The sequence below is a fragment of the Nocardia wallacei genome (assembly GCF_029869545.1).
Classification (GTDB): domain Bacteria; phylum Actinomycetota; class Actinomycetes; order Mycobacteriales; family Mycobacteriaceae; genus Nocardia; species Nocardia wallacei_A.
This window is the reverse complement of sequence record NZ_JARWQD010000287.1, coordinates 1-15,828: the sequence shown is the minus strand read 5'-3', so window position 1 is coordinate 15,828 and position 15,828 is coordinate 1. Positions and strand designations below refer to the sequence as shown.

The 15,828-nt window shown below is 69.7% G+C and carries 15 protein-coding genes and 1 pseudogene; 8 read left to right on the top strand and 8 right to left on the bottom strand.

From position 1 onward, the window contains the following. Positions 1–177: 177 nt before the first annotated feature. The 3 genes from QH290_RS24990 to QH290_RS24980 are packed head-to-tail and all read right to left on the bottom strand — an operon-like array spanning position 178 to position 3,118. Complete coding sequence (locus QH290_RS24990; protein ID WP_280385498.1) at positions 178–1,134, bottom strand: TIGR03564 family F420-dependent LLM class oxidoreductase; 957 nt, start codon at positions 1,132–1,134, stop codon at positions 178–180. Then, positions 1,119–1,541, bottom strand: a complete 423-nt coding sequence (locus QH290_RS24985; protein ID WP_280269715.1) for a cobalamin B12-binding domain-containing protein — start codon at positions 1,539–1,541, stop codon at positions 1,119–1,121. Before QH290_RS24985 ends, QH290_RS24990 begins: the two co-directional genes overlap by 16 nt. After that, positions 1,541–3,118 carry a methylmalonyl-CoA mutase family protein gene (locus QH290_RS24980; protein WP_280385533.1) on the bottom strand — a complete coding sequence of 526 codons (1,578 nt, stop codon included), beginning with the start codon at positions 3,116–3,118 and terminating at the stop codon, positions 1,541–1,543. Before QH290_RS24980 ends, QH290_RS24985 begins: the two co-directional genes overlap by 1 nt. Before the next feature lie 89 nt (positions 3,119–3,207). Between QH290_RS24980 and QH290_RS24975 the strand changes: the two genes are divergently transcribed. Next, positions 3,208–4,038, top strand: coding sequence for an SDR family oxidoreductase (locus QH290_RS24975; RefSeq protein ID WP_280385497.1), 831 nt, complete (start codon positions 3,208–3,210; stop codon positions 4,036–4,038). A gap of 22 nt (positions 4,039–4,060) precedes the next feature. On the opposite strand, the gene QH290_RS24970 is transcribed toward QH290_RS24975, so the two are convergent. Further along, on the bottom strand, positions 4,061–5,143 hold the full coding sequence (locus QH290_RS24970) for an XdhC family protein (RefSeq protein ID WP_280385531.1): 1,083 nt from the start codon (positions 5,141–5,143) through the stop codon (positions 4,061–4,063). Positions 5,144–5,282: 139 nt separating this feature from the next. On the opposite strand from QH290_RS24970, the gene QH290_RS24965 reads away from it, so the two are divergent. The 7 genes from QH290_RS24965 (at position 5,283) to QH290_RS24935 (ending at position 12,479) form a co-directional block, all read left to right on the top strand. Beyond that, complete coding sequence (locus QH290_RS24965; RefSeq protein WP_425303650.1) at positions 5,283–7,640, top strand: xanthine dehydrogenase family protein molybdopterin-binding subunit; 2,358 nt, start codon at positions 5,283–5,285, stop codon at positions 7,638–7,640. Beyond that, entirely contained in the window at positions 7,637–8,512 is an 876-nt protein-coding gene (locus QH290_RS24960) for an FAD binding domain-containing protein (RefSeq protein WP_280269713.1), read from the top strand. The genes QH290_RS24965 and QH290_RS24960 overlap by 4 nt, the downstream gene beginning before the upstream one ends. Then, complete coding sequence (locus QH290_RS24955; RefSeq protein ID WP_280385495.1) at positions 8,505–9,020, top strand: (2Fe-2S)-binding protein; 516 nt, start codon at positions 8,505–8,507, stop codon at positions 9,018–9,020. Before QH290_RS24960 ends, QH290_RS24955 begins: the two co-directional genes overlap by 8 nt. 15 nt (positions 9,021–9,035) lie before the next feature. Continuing rightward, a complete protein-coding gene (locus QH290_RS24950) occupies positions 9,036–9,713 on the top strand; it encodes an SRPBCC family protein (RefSeq protein ID WP_280385493.1) in 678 nt (225 codons plus the stop codon). A gap of 23 nt (positions 9,714–9,736) precedes the next feature. Then, on the top strand, positions 9,737–9,979 hold the full coding sequence (locus QH290_RS24945) for a hypothetical protein (RefSeq protein ID WP_280269710.1): 243 nt from the start codon (positions 9,737–9,739) through the stop codon (positions 9,977–9,979). A gap of 238 nt (positions 9,980–10,217) precedes the next feature. Further along, positions 10,218–11,078, top strand: a complete 861-nt coding sequence (locus tag QH290_RS24940; RefSeq protein ID WP_280269709.1) for a mycofactocin-coupled SDR family oxidoreductase — start codon at positions 10,218–10,220, stop codon at positions 11,076–11,078. A gap of 36 nt (positions 11,079–11,114) precedes the next feature. Further along, positions 11,115–12,479, top strand: coding sequence for a cytochrome P450 (locus QH290_RS24935; protein WP_280385491.1), 1,365 nt, complete (start codon positions 11,115–11,117; stop codon positions 12,477–12,479). Positions 12,480–12,541: 62 nt separating this feature from the next. On the opposite strand, the gene QH290_RS24930 is transcribed toward QH290_RS24935, so the two are convergent. The 4 genes and pseudogenes from QH290_RS24930 to QH290_RS24915 form a co-directional block, all read right to left on the bottom strand. After that, entirely contained in the window at positions 12,542–12,844 is a 303-nt protein-coding gene (locus QH290_RS24930) for a hypothetical protein (protein WP_280269707.1), read from the bottom strand. Positions 12,845–12,868: 24 nt separating this feature from the next. After that, on the bottom strand, positions 12,869–14,377 hold the full coding sequence (locus QH290_RS24925; RefSeq protein ID WP_280385488.1) for a class I adenylate-forming enzyme family protein: 1,509 nt from the start codon (positions 14,375–14,377) through the stop codon (positions 12,869–12,871). Then, on the bottom strand, positions 14,374–15,561 hold the full coding sequence (locus tag QH290_RS24920) for an acyl-CoA dehydrogenase family protein (protein ID WP_280385486.1): 1,188 nt from the start codon (positions 15,559–15,561) through the stop codon (positions 14,374–14,376). Before QH290_RS24920 ends, QH290_RS24925 begins: the two co-directional genes overlap by 4 nt. Continuing rightward, positions 15,545–15,828: pseudogene (locus tag QH290_RS24915) on the bottom strand (acyl-CoA dehydrogenase family protein); the annotation flags it as partial. The pseudogene QH290_RS24915 and the gene QH290_RS24920, both read right to left, overlap by 17 nt.

Sequence of the window (15,828 nt, the reverse complement as noted above, 5' to 3'; positions counted from 1 at the left end):
AACGCACCGGGAAGCAAAGAGCGGAGCGCACCGGGAAACGAACAGCGGAGCGCACGGGGAAACAAAGAATGGAGCGCACCGGGACACAAAGAGCGGAGCGCACCGGGAAACAAAGAGCGGAGCGCGCCGGGAGACGAACAGCGGGGTGCGTCGGGGAGACGAGCGGGGGCATGCTGTTCAACGCAATTCGGTGGCCAGGTGGGCGATGGTGTCTCGGGTGCGGCGTTTGGAGGCGACGAGTTCGTCGCGAGTTTCGCCGATCGGGAGCAGGCGTATCGAGAGGTCGGTGGCGCCCGCGGCGGCGTAGCGCCGCATGCCTGCGGCGATGGTCTCCTCGTCGCCCGCGATGCAGAGGTCGCCGATGTCGCGGGCGTCGCCCTGTTCCAGCAGGCGCTGATAGTTGGGCGAGACCTCGGCCTCGCCGAGGATCCGGTTGGCCCGCGCCCTGGCCGCGTCGATTTCGCTTCGCGCGCACAGGCATACGGGGAGGCCCGCCACTATGCGCGGCGCCGGGCGGCCCGCGTCGGCGGCCGACTTGGTGATCTTCGGCGCGATGTGTTCGGCGATCGCGCGCTCGTCCGCCATCCACAGCACGGTCCCGTCGGCCCGCTCCCCCGCTATCCGCAGCATGACCGGCCCCAGCGCGGCGACCAGCACCGGCACCGGAGCGACCGGCCCCAGCTCGAGCGGATTGTGCACGGCGAAGGTCGCATTCTCCACGTCGACGGGTCCCGGACCGCGCAGCGCGGTGTTCAGCACGTCGAGGTAGTCGCGGGTGTAGGCGGCGGGGCGGTCGTAGGGCAGGCCGAGCATGTCGCGGACGATCCAGTGATGCGACGGCCCGACTCCCAGCGCCAGCCGTCCCGCGGCCGCCGCCTGCGCCGAAAGCGCCTGGCGCGCGAGGGCGATGGGATGCTGCGCCTGCAGCGGCACCACCGCCGTACCCAATTCGATCCGCGAGGTGCGCAGGCCCATCGCCGCGATCGTGATCAGCGCGTCGAAGTCGTTGGGCACCTGCGGAATCCACGCCGTGTCCAGGCCCGCCGACTCGGCCCACTCGATATCGCGCAGCATCCGGTCCAGCTTGCGCGCGGAGTCCCCCTTCTCCGGCCCGATCATCACTCCGATGCGCACTGTTCCTCCTGCCCGGTCAGCTTCCGGATCTCCGCGACGAGCGTGTCCAGCGGGGTGCTCGTCGGAAAGACCGCCGCCGCACCGGCTTCCAGTAGTTTCGGCACATCGGCGTGCGGGATGGTGCCGCCCACGACCACCGCGATATCGCTCGCCGAGGCGGCCCGCAGCGCGTCCACCACGCGCGTGGTCAGCGCGATGTGCGCCCCCGAGAGGATGCTCAGGCCCACCACCGCCACGTCCTCCTGCACGGCGATCGAGACGATATCCTCGACCCGCTGCCGAATTCCGGTGTACACCACCTCGAATCCGGCGTCGCGCAGCGTCCGGGCGACGATCTTCGCGCCCCGGTCGTGCCCGTCGAGACCGGGCTTGGCGACGAGGACCCGGACGGGCGCCGGCGCGGCCATCAGAACACCACCGGCTGCTGGAACTCGCCCCACACCGATTTCAGCGCGGCCGTGATCTCGCCGACCGTGCAGTAGGCGTTGGCGCAGTCGATCAAGTGGTGCATCAGGTTCGCGTCTCCCTCCGCGGCGAACGACAGCGCGGTGAGGGCGTCGCGCACGGCCGCGGAATCGCGTTCGCCCTTCACCCGGGCCAGCCGCTTCAGCTGCCGTTCGCGGCCGTCCGCGTCCAGTTCGTAGGTGCCGATATCGGGTGCGGGCTCGTCGGAGACGAACCGGTTCACCCCGACCACGGGCTGCTCGCCCGACTCCACCGCCTGGTGCAGCCGGTACGCCTCGTCCGCGATCAAACCCTGGAGATAGCCGTCCTCGATGCAGCGGACCATGCCGCCGTGCCGCTCCAGATCGCCCATGATCTCGACGATCCGGTCCTCGGTGGCGTCGGTGAGGGCCTCGATGAAGTAGGAGCCGCCGAGCGGATCGGCCACCCGCGTCACCCCGGTCTCGTAGGCGAGGATCTGCTGGGTCCGCAGCGCCAACGTCGCCGACTCCTCGCTGGGCAGCGCGAACGGCTCGTCCCAGGCGGCGGTGAACATCGACTGCACGCCGCCGAGCACCGCGGCCATCGACTCGTAGGCCACCCGGACCAGATTGTTCTGCGCCTGCGGGGCGTACAGTGACGCGCCGCCCGCCACGCAGCCGAACCGGAACATCGATGCCTTGTCGGTCGTCGCGCCGTAGCGCTCGCGCACGATGGTGGCCCACCGTCGCCGTCCCGCACGGTATTTCGCGATCTCCTCGAAGAAGTCGCCGTGGGTGTAGAAGAAGAAGGAGATCTGCGGCGCGAACTGGTCGACGGTCATCCGCCCGCGCGCGATCACGGTGTCGCAGTAGGTGACTCCGTCGGCGAGCGTGAAGGCCATCTCCTGCACGGCATTCGCCCCGGCGTCGCGAAAGTGCGCCCCCGCCACCGAGATCGCGTTGAACCGCGGCACCTCGGCCGCGCAGAACTCGATGGTGTCGGCGATCAGCCGCAGCGACGGCCCCGGTGGCCAGATCCAGGTACCGCGCGAGGCGTATTCCTTGAGGATGTCGTTCTGAATCGTGCCGGTGAGCTTGCCCCGCGGCACGCCCTTCTTCTCGGCGGCCGCCACGTAGAACGCCAGCAGGATGGCCGCGGTGCCGTTGATGGTGAAGCTGGTGCTGATCTCGTCGAGCGGGATGCCGTCGAACAGCACCTCGGCGTCGGCGAGCGTGTCCACGGCGACGCCGACGCGGCCCACCTCCTCGCCCACCTCGGGATCGTCGGAGTCGTAACCACATTGGGTCGGCAGGTCGAGGGCGACCGACAGCCCGGTACCGCCCTGCTCGAGCAGATAGCGGTAGCGCTGATTGGACTCCTCGGCGGTGCCGAATCCGGAGTACTGCCGGAACGTCCACAGCCGCCCCCGGTAGCCGGTGGCGAAGTTGCCGCGGGTGAAGGGATAGGCGCCCGGCGGGGGCGGATCACCGCGCCGGTCCTCCGGCCCGTAGACCGGCTCCAGCGGGATCCCGGAGGAGGTGTGCACCTTATTGTTCATCATCGAATATGCTACTTCCGAAAATGGAGAATGCCAATATCATAACTGCGAACGCCTGGTCACAGGCGAGTTCCGGACCGAGGAGTGCCATGTCCGACCTGCAATCACTGACCGATCGCACGATGGTGGTATCCGGCGCGAGCCGCGGCATCGGGCTCGCGATCGCCGTCGCCGCCGCCCGGCGGGGCGCCAACGTGGTCCTGCTCGCCAAGACCGCCGAACCACATCCGCGGCTGCCGGGCACCGTGCACACCGCGGCCGCCGAGATCGAGGCCGCGGGCGGCCGGGCGGCCGCCGTGGTCGGCGACGTCCGCGAGGAGGCCGACGTGCGGCGCGTGGTGGATACGGCGATGGAGCGGTTCGGCGGCATCGACCTGTGCGTGAACAATGCCAGCGCGATCGCCACCGAACCCACCGAGCGGCTGTCGGCCAAGAAGTTCGATCTGATACAGGACATCAACATTCGCGGCACCTTCCTGCTGACCCAGGCGTGCCTGCCGCAGCTGCGCGACGCCGCCAACCCGCACGTGCTGACCATCGCGCCGCCGGTGAACCTGAATCCGCGCTGGCTCGGCGCGCATCCCGCCTACACCCTGTCCAAGTACGGAATGACACTGCTCTCGCTGGGCTGGGCTGCCGAATTCGCCGCCGCCGGAATAGCTTTCAACTGCCTGTGGCCGCAAACATTCATCGCCACGTCGGCGGTCGCCAATCTCCCCGATGCCGAGCGCCAGCTCGCCGCGGCCCGCAGCCCCGAGATCATGGCCGACGCCGCCCTCGCCATCCTCACCCAACCCGCCGCCCGCGTCACCGGCAACTGCTTCCTCGACGCCGACGCCCTGTCCCTCTACGCCGGTATCGACGACCTCACCCCCTACGGCGGCGGCGAGCATCCCACCCCGGATTTGTTCCTGGACTGAAGCGGCACAGCGGCATTCGGCGTCAGGCCGACGATTCCGCGACGGGCAGTTCACTTCCCGGATGGATGGGGCGGTCGGTGGCGGACAGCGGCCGGGACGAACCGCCGCGCCGGATGGCCACGATCTCCGCCGCGATCGACACCGCGGTCTCCTCCGGGGTCTGCCCGCCCAGTTCCAGGCCGATCGGCGAATGCAGGTGCCGCAGTTCGTGATCGGAGAGACCGGCGGCGCGCAACCCTCGGCGGCGGTCGCGGTCGGAGCGGCGCGAGCCCAGCGCGCCCACATAGGCCACCGGCAGCCGCAGCGCCTCGGCGAGGACCGGGATGTCGAATTTCGGGTCGTGAGTCAGGACGCAGATCACGGTGCGCGCGTCGACCGGGGTGTGGCGCAGGTACCGGTCCGGCCACTCGCGCACCACCTCGTCCGCCTCAGGAATCCGGGCGGGGTCGGCGAAGGCGGGACGCGGCTCGCACACGGTGACGCGGTAGCCGAGCATTCGGCCCACCCGGCACAGCGCCGTGGCGAAATCCGTTGCGCCGAAGACGATCATGCGCGGCGGCGGCACGAACGACTCGACGAACACGGTGCGCTCGCGATCCGCACAGCCGACGACGCACACCCCCGTCATCCCGGCCTCGAGCATCGCCCGGGCCCGGCGCACCACGGCGGGATCGACCCGGCTCCCCGCGGCAATGCCAGGCCCCACCGCCACCAATGCCCCCGAATCCAGATCGCGCACCAGGGCCAGCGGGCCGCCGGGATCGAGCGCGGCCTCGATCGCCGGGTGGTGCTGGGCGGTGATCCGGTGCACGAAGACCTCCAGCTCACCCCCGCAGGTCAGGCCGACGGCGAAGGCATCGTCGGCGCTGTAGCCGAACCTCCGGCGCACCGGCCGGGCGGTGCCGAGCACCTCCCGGCACAGCTCGTACACCGCGCCCTCCACGCATCCCCCCGACAGGCTCCCCCGCGCATTCCCGAACTCGTCCACCGCCATCGTGGCGCCCGCCGGGCGGGGCGCGCTGCCGCTCACGGCCACCACCGTGGCGAGCGCGTAGGTGGTGTTCGCCGCATGCCATCGCAGCAGGTGTGCGCCCAGTTCCCGCATGGTGACCTCCCGGCAGTCGGCGACTTGCCTGCACATTGGGTGAGAATGCTATTCTCTATTCATTCTAACGTCATACTCACATTCGACATACGTATCGTCGGCACGCTGGCCGGTGTCGAATGAACGAAGGATCAGCCGAATGACTCCGATGACCGGGACCGAAGCCGCCACCGCACACGTCGTCGGCACCCGGGTCCCCCGCCTCGAGGACGCGCGCCTGGTGACCGGCGCGGGCACCTTCATCGACGATGTGACCCGGCCCGGCATGGCGCACGCCTGCTTCGTCCGCAGCCCGCTGGCACGCGCGCGGATCGGCGAGATCGACGTCGCGGGCGCGCTGGAACTCGACGGCGTGCTGGCGGTCTACACCGCGGCGGACCTCAATCCCGGTGCGCACCAGATCTCCTACGACCTGGATATGGCGGGCATGCCGCCGGTCCCGCGGCCGCCGCTGGCCGAGGAGGAGGCCCGGTTCGTCGGAGATCCGGTGGCCCTGGTGATCGCCACCGACCGGTACGTCGCCGAAGACGCCGTCGAACAGGTGATCGTCGACTACGAACCGCTCGAGCCCGTGGTCGACTACACCACCGCGGATACGTCACCGAACCTGGTGCACGCCGGATTCGCGGGCAATTCCGCGGGCGAGATGGGCGGCCGCCCCGCGGCGGATCTGCAGCCGATCTTCGACTCGGCCGCACATGTAGTGCGCCAGAGCATCTTTCAGCAGGCATACCTGCCGGTGCCGATGGAGACCCGCGGCATCGTCGCGGAATGGTCGGCACCGGCCGCGGAGATGACGGTGTGGAGTTCCACCCAGTCGCCGCACGAGGTACGCGCCTTCTGCGCCCGGCTGCTCGGCATCGACGAGCATCAGGTGCGTGTCATCGCCCGCGACACCGGCGGCGGATTCGGGCTCAAACAGCTACCGCTGCGCGAGGACATGTGCGTCCTGCTGGCCGCGCGCAAGCTCGGCCACGCCGTGAAATGGATCGAGGACCGCCAGGAAAACCTCATGGCTTCCGGCATGTCCCGGCACGAAAAGGCCGATGTCGCCATGGCATTCGACGCCGACGGCGCCATCCTCGCCGCATCCATCGCGCACGTACAGAACGCCGGCGCCTATCCGACGCCCTCGCCGATCGTCGGCGGCATCCCGGTCGGGATGCTGTTCCCGGGACCGTATCGGATCACCGACGCCTCCTTCACCGCGAAGTTCGTGTACTCCAATACCGTCGGACGGGTCGCCTATCGGGGGCCGTGGCAGTTCGAGTCCGTCGCGCGCGAGGTCCTGCTCGACCGGGCGGCGCGGCGGATGGGCGTGGATCCGATCGAGCTGCGGCGCCGAAACATGCTGCGCCGCGACGAATTTCCGCGCGCGAACGCGAACGGCATGCCGCACGACAATGTCTCGCCGCTGGAGACGCTGGAGCAGGCCGTCGAGATGCTGGACTACGAGGCGTTCCGCGAGGACCAGCGCCTCGCCCGCGCCCGGGGCCGCTACCTCGGCGTCGGCACCTGCACCTACCTCGAGCCGACCACCGGCGCCAGCCCGTTCCTCGCCACCGAGGGCGCCACCATCCGGATCGAACCGTCCGGCAAGGTCAACGTCTATGTCGCCGGTGGATCGGCGGGCAACAGCCTCGAGACGACCGTCGTGCAACTGACCGCCGACGCGCTCGGCGCGGCCCTGTCCGACGTGCGAACCATCCAGGGCGACACGGCGATCACGCCGTTCGGCGGCGGCACCGGCGGCAGCCGGTCGGGGTCGATGACGGCGGGCGCGATCGAGCAGACCGCCTCGGTGCTGCGGGACAGGATCCGCGCGATCGCCGCCCATCGGCTGAACACCACCCCCGACGAGATCGAGGTCTCCGGCAGCCGGGCGAGCGTGCGCGGCGCGCCCGACAGCGCACTCACGCTGGCGGAGATCGCCGATATCGCCTACTTCCAAGCCGACAGCCTGCCGCCCGGGATGCCGCCGGGGCTGGAATCCAGCGGCCGCTACAAGACCCCGCAGATCGCCATCTGGGCCAACGCGACGCACGTGTGCACCTGCGAGGTCGATGTCGAGACCGGTGCGGTGACGCTGCTGCGCTACATCGTCAGCGAGGACTGCGGCCCGATGATCAACCCGAGCGTGGTGGAGGGGCAGATCTACGGCGGGACGGTGCAGGGCATCGGCGGCGCGCTCTACGAGCATCTGGCCTACGACGACAGCGGCAATCCGGTCGCGACGACCTTCCTGGACTACCTGCTGCCGACCGCGTCGGAGGTGCCGGTCATCGAGGTCGGGCACGTCGAGACGCCGAGTCCCGGCCCGGGCAGTTTCAAGGGTGTCGGCGAGAGCGGTGCCATCGGCTCCACCCCGGCCGTGCTCAACGCCGTCGCGGACGCGCTCGCGCCGTTCGGGGTCGAGATTTCCGAGCTGCCGCTGTCCCCGTCGCGGATCGTGGACATGATCGACCGGGCGCGCGCCGCCGGGAAGGACAACCGATGAAACCGGCGGTCTTCGACTATCACGCACCGGCCACCACCGCGGAGGCGGTCGGGCTGCTGGCCGAATTCGGTGACGAGGCAAAGATTCTCGCGGGCGGGCAGAGTCTGGTGCCGATGCTGGCGCTGCGGCTCGCGGTGTTCGAGCACCTGGTGGACCTGCGCCGCGTGGCCGAGCTGCGCGGCATCCACGCCCAGGACGATGGCGTCCGGATCGGCGCGGCCACCACGCACGCGGCGGTCGGGGCGTCCGAACAGGTGCACCGGACGGTGCCGCTGCTGTCGCGGGCGACACCGTTCATCGGACACTTCCAGATCCGCAACCGGGGCACGATCGGGGGCGCCATCGCGCACGCCGACGCCGCGGGCGAGTATCCGGCCGTCGCGCTGACCCTCGACGCCGATATCGAGACCCTGTCACCGCGCGGGCCGCGCACCATCCCGGCCGCGTCGTTCTTCACCGGCATGTGGACCACCACACTGGCCGACGACGAAATGGTCACCGCGGTGGCCTTTCCGGCGTGGCACGGCCGGTGCGGGTTCGCGGTCGAGGAATTCGCCCGCCGCAGTGGCGATTTCGCGCTGGCGGGTGCGACCGTAGCGGTCCGGCTGGATGCCGATTCGCGCGTGGACCGCTGTGCGATAGGACTTTTCGGGCTGGCACCCACCCCGGTGCGGGCGCGCGCGGCCGAGGCCCTGGCGACCGGCCGTCCCGCCGCGGAGATCGCGGCCGAGGAGATCGGATCTACCGCGACGGCCGGGCTCGACGCGATCCCGGCGGACGTGCACGGATCCGCCGACTACCGGCGCCGGGTCGGTGCGGCCATGGTGAGGCGCGCATGGCGGCGCGCCGTACAGGAGGCGAGCAATGACTGACGTCGACATCGAGGTCCGGATCAACGGCGCCACGCGGCGCGACCGCGTGCCGCCGCGGCTGACCCTGGCCGACTATCTGCGCGAGCGCTGCGGCCTGACGGGTACGCATCTCGGCTGCGAGCACGGCGTGTGCGGTGCGTGCACGGTCCTGCTCGACGGTGCGGCCGTTCGCTCCTGCCTGACCTTCGCCGTGCAGGCCGACGGCGCCGAGCTGACCACCGTCGAGGGCATCGCGGGAGACGACGGCGAACTGTCGCCCGTGCAGGCCGCGTTCCGCGACGAGCACGGGCTGCAATGCGGTTTCTGCACACCGGGTTTCATCGTGTCGGTCACCGCGTACCTGCGCGAGCATCCGAACCCCACGGATGCCGAGATCCGGGAGGCGCTGTCGGGCAACCTCTGTCGCTGCACCGGCTACCAGGGCATCGTGCGGGCGGTGCGCGCCGCCGCGGAGTCCCTCGAAGCGCAATCGGCCGACACCCCCGAGCCCACCACGCAGCAGGCGTGAGCACGAAGGATTCCCATGAAGCTCGACAACACGTTCACCATTCCCGTCCCCGCCGCGCAGGCGTGGCCGGTGCTGCTCGACCTGGAGCGCATCGCGCCGTGTGTCCCGGGCGCCACCATCACCTCGCGCGACGGCGACGACTACCACGGCAAGATCAAGGTCAAGCTCGGCCCGGTCGGCCTGAGCTACAGCGGCGTCATCAAGGTCGTCTCCCAGGACGAGCGCGCCGGGATCGCGGTGCTCGAGGGCCGTGGGCGGGAGACCCGCGGCAACGGCACGGCGAAGGCGACCATCACCTGCACGCTCGTCGAATCCGGTGGCGCGACAGAGGTTTCGGTGGACACGGACCTGTCGATCACCGGGAAGCCCGCGCAGTTCGGGCGCGGTGCGCTGGCCGATGTCGCCGGAACCCTGATCGGCCAGTTCGCGACCAATCTGGCCGATGAGATCACCGGTGCCACAACGCGATCCGGTGAATCGGTGTCCGCATTTCCCGGCGCCGAAGAACACTCGGCACCGGCCGCGACCACCGCCCAGGCGGCACCGTCGCGGAGACCGGCCGAGCCGATCGATCTGCTCGCGGCCGCCGGGGCCGACAACGCCACGCGCTACGCCGGCCTCGCCGCCCTGGTACTCGCCGGACTACTGTTCGCGCTGTTCCGACGCAGGCGGTCGGCCCACCCGCCCTGCTGAGGGCGGGCCCCGGAGCAGCAACGATGCCGTTCACCACCGACCTCACGTCGGTCCGCGACCCCCGCGGGCCGAATTCCGCCGAGCCCCGGCGCATCCGGCACATCCGCATCGAAACCAACGCCTTCGCCCTGGACTATCAGGCGAGCGCCGAGCAGATCGCCGACATCGTCGCGGAGCTGGGCGCGAACGCGGGCATCGCCATCACCGTGGACGACCATGTCCACCCGGATCTGCCGCCCCTCCCCTGCGCCACCCTCTGGGACTGAGGTCCCGGGATTCAACGCACCTGGAAATGACATTCTCGCTTGCCGATCGCCATCGCCTCACCGGATGCACAACGAATATTCCTGGTAGAACATCCATCCAGGCATAGACGAGCCTCTATATCGACGACAGATCGCACCCTGAAAGCCTTGCGACGCATATCACTTGAGAGTAACATTCTCATTCACTGCAAGGGTAATTCTTGCAGGTGGACGGGCCTGAGAGAACGGAAGGTCAGCTGTGGGACGTGTCGAGGGCAAGGTCGCGTTCATTACCGGGGCCGCGCGGGGGCAGGGGCGCAGTCATGCGGTTCGGCTCGCCGAGGAGGGCGCCGACATCATCGCGATCGATCTGTGCGAGGACATCGCCACCATCGGATACCCGCTGGCGCGGCCCGAGGATCTCGAGGAGACCGCCGACCTGGTCGCCAAGACCGGGCGGCGCGCGGTCACCGCCAAGGCCGACGTGCGCAGCGCCGAGCAGCTGCGGGCGGCACTCGAGGAGGGTGTTCGCGAGCTCGGGCGGCTCGATATCGTTGTCGCACAGGCGGGTATCGCCGGTATGAAGGGCGAACCGCAGCTGCAGGCGTGGGTCGATGTCATCAACACCAACCTGATCGGCACCATCAACGCCATCCAGGTATCGCTGGAGCATCTCGGTGAGGGCGCCTCCATCATCGCCACGGGCTCCACCGCCTCCCTGATCGACATCTCGAAGGTCGACCAGCCGGGTAAGGATCCGGGCGGCATGGCCTACGTGCACTCCAAGCGGGCGCTGACGGCCTACGTGTACGAGCTGGCCCGCCAGCTGTCGCCGCGCGGCATCCGCGCCAATGTCGTGCACCCCACCAACTGCAACACCCCGATGCTGCAGAGCGAGCCGATGTACCGCTCGTTCCGCCCCGACCTCGAACATCCGACGCGCGCGGATGCCGAGCCTGTCTTCGGCGTGCAGCAGGCCATGCGCATTCCCTACGTCGAGCCCGAGGACATCAGCAACGCGGTGGTGTACCTGGCCGCCGACGAGTCCCGGTACGTCACCGGCATGCAGCTGCGCGTCGACGGCGGCGGCTATCTCAAGTCCTACGACTACCACATCTGATCTCCCGAATTCCGTGAGCAGCGGAGGAAGAACATCGTGAGCATCGACGAGACACTCGCCGACCGGGACCGTAAGAAGAACCGGTACCACTTCGACCGGCACACCCCCGAATACCGTCATCGGTTCGTGGAGATCACCCAGGAGATGCAGGCCGAGTGCCCGGTCGCCTGGAGCGATACCTACGGCGGGCACTGGGTCGCCGCCGGCAGCAGCGCGGTCTTCGAGCTCGCACGCTGCCCGCACGTGTCCAACGACCACGACCTGCACGGCGAACGCAAAGGCTACCAAGGCATTTCGATTCCCACGGCCCAGCGCACCCAGACCGTCCGGGGCGGCATCCTCGAGATGGACGACCCCGAGCACCGGATCTACCGGCAGGCCCTCAACCCCTACCTGTCCCCCGCCGCGGTCAAGCGCTGGGAGCCGGTCGTGGACGAGATCGTCCGCGCCGCTCTCGACGAGAAGATCGAGAGCGGGCATATCGACTTCGTCGACGATCTGGCCAATATCGTCCCGGCCGTGCTCACCCTCGCCATGCTCGGAATCCCGTTGCAGCGGTGGTCGATGTACAGCGAGCCGGTGCACGCGGTCGTGTACACCCCGGAGAATTCGCCGGAGGCGCCGCGGGTCGCGGAGATGCATCGCGCCATGGGCCTGGACCTGCTGAACAATCTGATCGAGATCAAGGCCAACCCGCGGCCCGGCCTGGTGGACGGCCTGATCAAGTTGCGGATCGACGGCGAGCCCGCACCGGATCTCGAGATCCTCGGCATGCTGGGCCTGATCATCGGCGGCGGCTTCGACACCACCACCGCGCTCACCGCGCACTCGCTGGAATGGCTGTCGGAGCATCCGGATCAGCGCGAGTTACTCAGCAACGAACGCGAGCACCTGCTCGACTCGGCGACCGAGGAGTTCCTGCGCTACTTCACCCCGGCCCCGGGCGACGGCCGCACCATCTCCGCCGATGTCGAGATCGAGAACACCCGCTTCAAAGAGGGTGAGCGCCTGTGGTTGTCGTGGGCGATGGCGAACCGGGACCCGCAGGTCTTCCCCGATCCGCACGAGGTCGTCCTCGACCGAAGGGGCAACCGGCACTTCAGTTTCGGGCTCGGGGTGCATCGGTGCATCGGGTCGAATGTGGCGCGCACCGTGTTCAAGTCGATGCTCACCGCCGTGCTCGACCGGATGCCCGACTACCGCTGCGACCCCGAGGGCACCGTGCACTACGAGACCATCGGCGTCATCCAGGGCATGCGCAAGCTGCCCGCCACGTTCACGCCGGGCCCGCGGCTGGGCCCCGGGCTCGGGGAGACCCTGGAGAAGCTGCAGCGGATCTGCGACAAGCAGGAACTCGCCGCGCCGGTGACGGAACGGCCGGAGCGGGCACGCATCGAGTAGGGGCAGGCCGTGCGAGAAAGGAGGGCACCGGAGTCCGACGACCCGGTGCCCTCCTTCTCTCGTCAATCGCTGGCGGGCAGGGGCTTGGCTTCCTTCAATGCCAGCGGGGTGCCGCCGATACTCAACGTGCCGGATCCGGCCTTGGTGACCAGGATTTCCGCGCCGGAGTCGTCGACATAGCGCTTGCCCAGCTGGTTGCCGTCGGCGAGGTTCGCGTCCAGCTGCGCGCCCGCGGCGGGCTCGTCCCCGATCGGAATCATCGCCACACCGCCCGCGCGCAGATCGTCCAGGCTGTCGGCCGCCCGCACCACGATCACTTCGGTGTCGCACACCTGGCTGCGCAGCCGAGTTCCATTGTTGACCATTTACCCATCCCTTCCCGGCGTCGGCTACTTTCCCGGCGCCGCATCCACCGCGCGGCCGTATTCCTCGACGAGGTTGCGCCGCAAGATCTTTCCGGTCGGGGTGGCGGGCAGGGAATCCCGGAGCACGACCCGGTCCGGCGTGCGCGAGCCGCGCAGTGCCGCGCGGACGTAATCGCGCAGCTCCTGCGCGCCCGGTTCCGTGCCGTCCGCGGGCACCACCACCGCCACGATGATCTGCCCCCACCGGTCGTCGGCCACGCCGATCACCGCGACCTCCCGCACCGCCGGATGTTCCACCAGCACGTCCTCGATCTCGGCCGGGGCGATGTTCTCGCCGCCGCGGATGATGGTGTCGTCGGAGCGGCCGCCGAGGAACAGATAGCCGTCGGCGTCGAGCATCGCGACATCGCGGGTCGGGAACCAGCCCTCGGCGTCGAGCACCGAGCCGATCCCGGCGTAGCGGCCGGAGACCTGCGGGCCGCGGACGTAGAGCTCGCCCGTCGCACCCGCCGGGAGCACGCGGCCGTCCTCGTCCCGGATCTGCAGCTCGATGCCTGGGACCGGCCGACCGACCGAGCCGAGCCGCCGTGCCAGCACCGGATCGGTCGCCGCGCGCGCGGCCCGGTGCTCCTCGGGGCCCAGCACCGCGATCGTCGAACTGGTCTCGGTCAGCCCGTAGGCGTTGACGAATCCCACCTCGGGCAGCAGGTCTATTGCCTTGCGCAGCAACGGAAGTGCGACCTTGGAGCCGCCGTAGGCGAGATTGCGCAGCGTGGGCAGGGTCGCACCGGTGCGCTCCAGCTCCGTCACGATGCGGTCGAGCATGGTCGGGACCACCGTCGCCGTCGTCACGGATTCGCTGCCGATCAGCGCGACCCACCGCGCGGCGTCGAAGACGGGCAGATAGACCATGCGGCGCCCGGCGTACAGATTCGACAGCGCCGCACCCACACCCGCGATGTGATAGGGCGGCACACAGATCAGCGCGGCGTCGGTGGGCGCGGCGGAGTCGAAGTCGACCGTTCCGGTGATGTAGCTCAACAGGTTCTGGTGCGACAGCTCGACGGCCTTCGGCGCGGAGGTCGTTCCGGAGGTGAACAGGACGACCGCCGGGTGGTCGGGGGCCGCGTCCACCGACATCGGATCGGCCGTCTGCGCCGCGGCGACGAACTCCGACGACCGCACCACGCGATCGCCGAATCCGGACACGATGTCGTGATAGTCGTTGTCGCACACCAGCAGCGGATCATCGAGCCGGTCGATCAGGTCGCGCAGGGCCTGCGCGCTGAGCCGATAGTTCAGCGGTGTCACCGGAACACCGGCACCGGCCGATGCGAAGATCAGCAGCGGCAGCATGTGCCCGCCGGTACCGACATAGGCCACGCTGCGGGCGCCGGACTTCGCGATCACACCGGCGCCGCCCCGGGCGAGCGCATGCAATTCCGCTGTGGTCCAGCGGGTTTCACCGCAGACGACCGCGGGCCGATCCGGCCCGCCGGACAGCGCCATATCGAGCAGCAGCGAAACCGTCACGACCGCACCCCATCCCGCGGCAGGCCGAGCACCCGCTCGGCGATGATGGTGCGCTGGATCTCCGAGGTGCCGCCCGCGATGGTGCCCGCGAAGCTGCGGACATAGCGCTCGAACCATCCGGCAGCGAAGCACTCCAGATTCCACGGGCTCGGTTCGGAACTCTGCGCGGGATGCGGGAATGCCTCCGGGCCAACGGAATTCAAGGCCGCCTCCGAGGCCGACTGGACGGCCTCGGAGCCCAGCACCTTGAGGATCGACAGGGCGGGAACATCCTGTTCGCCGCGCGCCTCCCGCGCCAGCGCCGCCGACCCCAGCAGGCGCAGCGCCTCGGAATCCATCACCAGGCGCGCGAAGGCATCGCCGTCGATCGCGTCGCGCGGCCGGAAATCGCGCAGCAGATCGTCCAGCCGCTCGGCGTAACTGACCCACAGCATCGCGCGCTCGTGACCGAGCGAGCCATTGGCCACCGACCAACCCTTGTTCAGCTCGCCGACCAGATTCTCCGCGGGAACCCGGACGCCCTCGAAGTAGACCTCGTTGAAGTCCCGGTCGTCCGGGGAGCAGATCGAGGCGAACGGCCGCCGAGTCACGCCCGGCAGATCGGTCGGGATCAGCAGGACACTGATACCGCGATGCTTCGGCGCGTCCGGGTCGGTCCGGACGAAGGTCAGCAGCACGTCCGCGTCGTGTGCGCCGGAGGTCCACACCTTCTGGCCGTCGACCACGAACTCGTCCCCGTCGCGCACCGCCCGGGTGCGCAGCGAGGCCAGGTCCGAACCCGCGCCGGGCTCGCTCATGCCGAGCGACGCGGTCATCTCGGCCCGCAGGATCGGCACCGCCCAGCGCCGCTTCTGCTCCTCGGTGCCGAACGTCAGCAGCGAGGCGGCGACGATCCCGACACCCTGCGGATTGAAGCTGTGGTAGATCCGCCGCTTGGACAGCTCCTCCAGGTACACATACTGTTGCAGCACGGAGGCATTGCGGCCGCCGAACTCCGGCGGATTGCCGGGCACCAGCCAGCCGTTGTCGAACAGCAGACGCTGCCAGCGCCGGGCCCATTGCGGCACATCGGAACTCGAATGCGCGCGTTCGGCCGTGTCGGCGGCGGGCGGCAGGTGCTCGGTCAGAAAGGCGACGAATTCGGCGCGGAACGCCTCGACGTCGGAATCAAACGTGAGCCGCACGGTACTCCTCGACGATCAGTGCCCGATGCCGGGCCGCGCCGCCGAGCATCAGCTCCCCGGCCTTGGCCCGCTTGAGCGCGAATTGCAGGTCGTTCTCCCAGGTGAAACCCATGGCGCCGAACAGCTGCAGGCCGTGGCGGAACACCACGGACTGGCACTCGCCCGCCGCCCCCGGGGGCCGGGGCGCCGCCCGGCGGCGGGGGGGGTCGTCGGCCGCCCCGGACCGGCCGGCGCAAAAGACGACGGCGCGGGGCCCGTCGGGGCCCG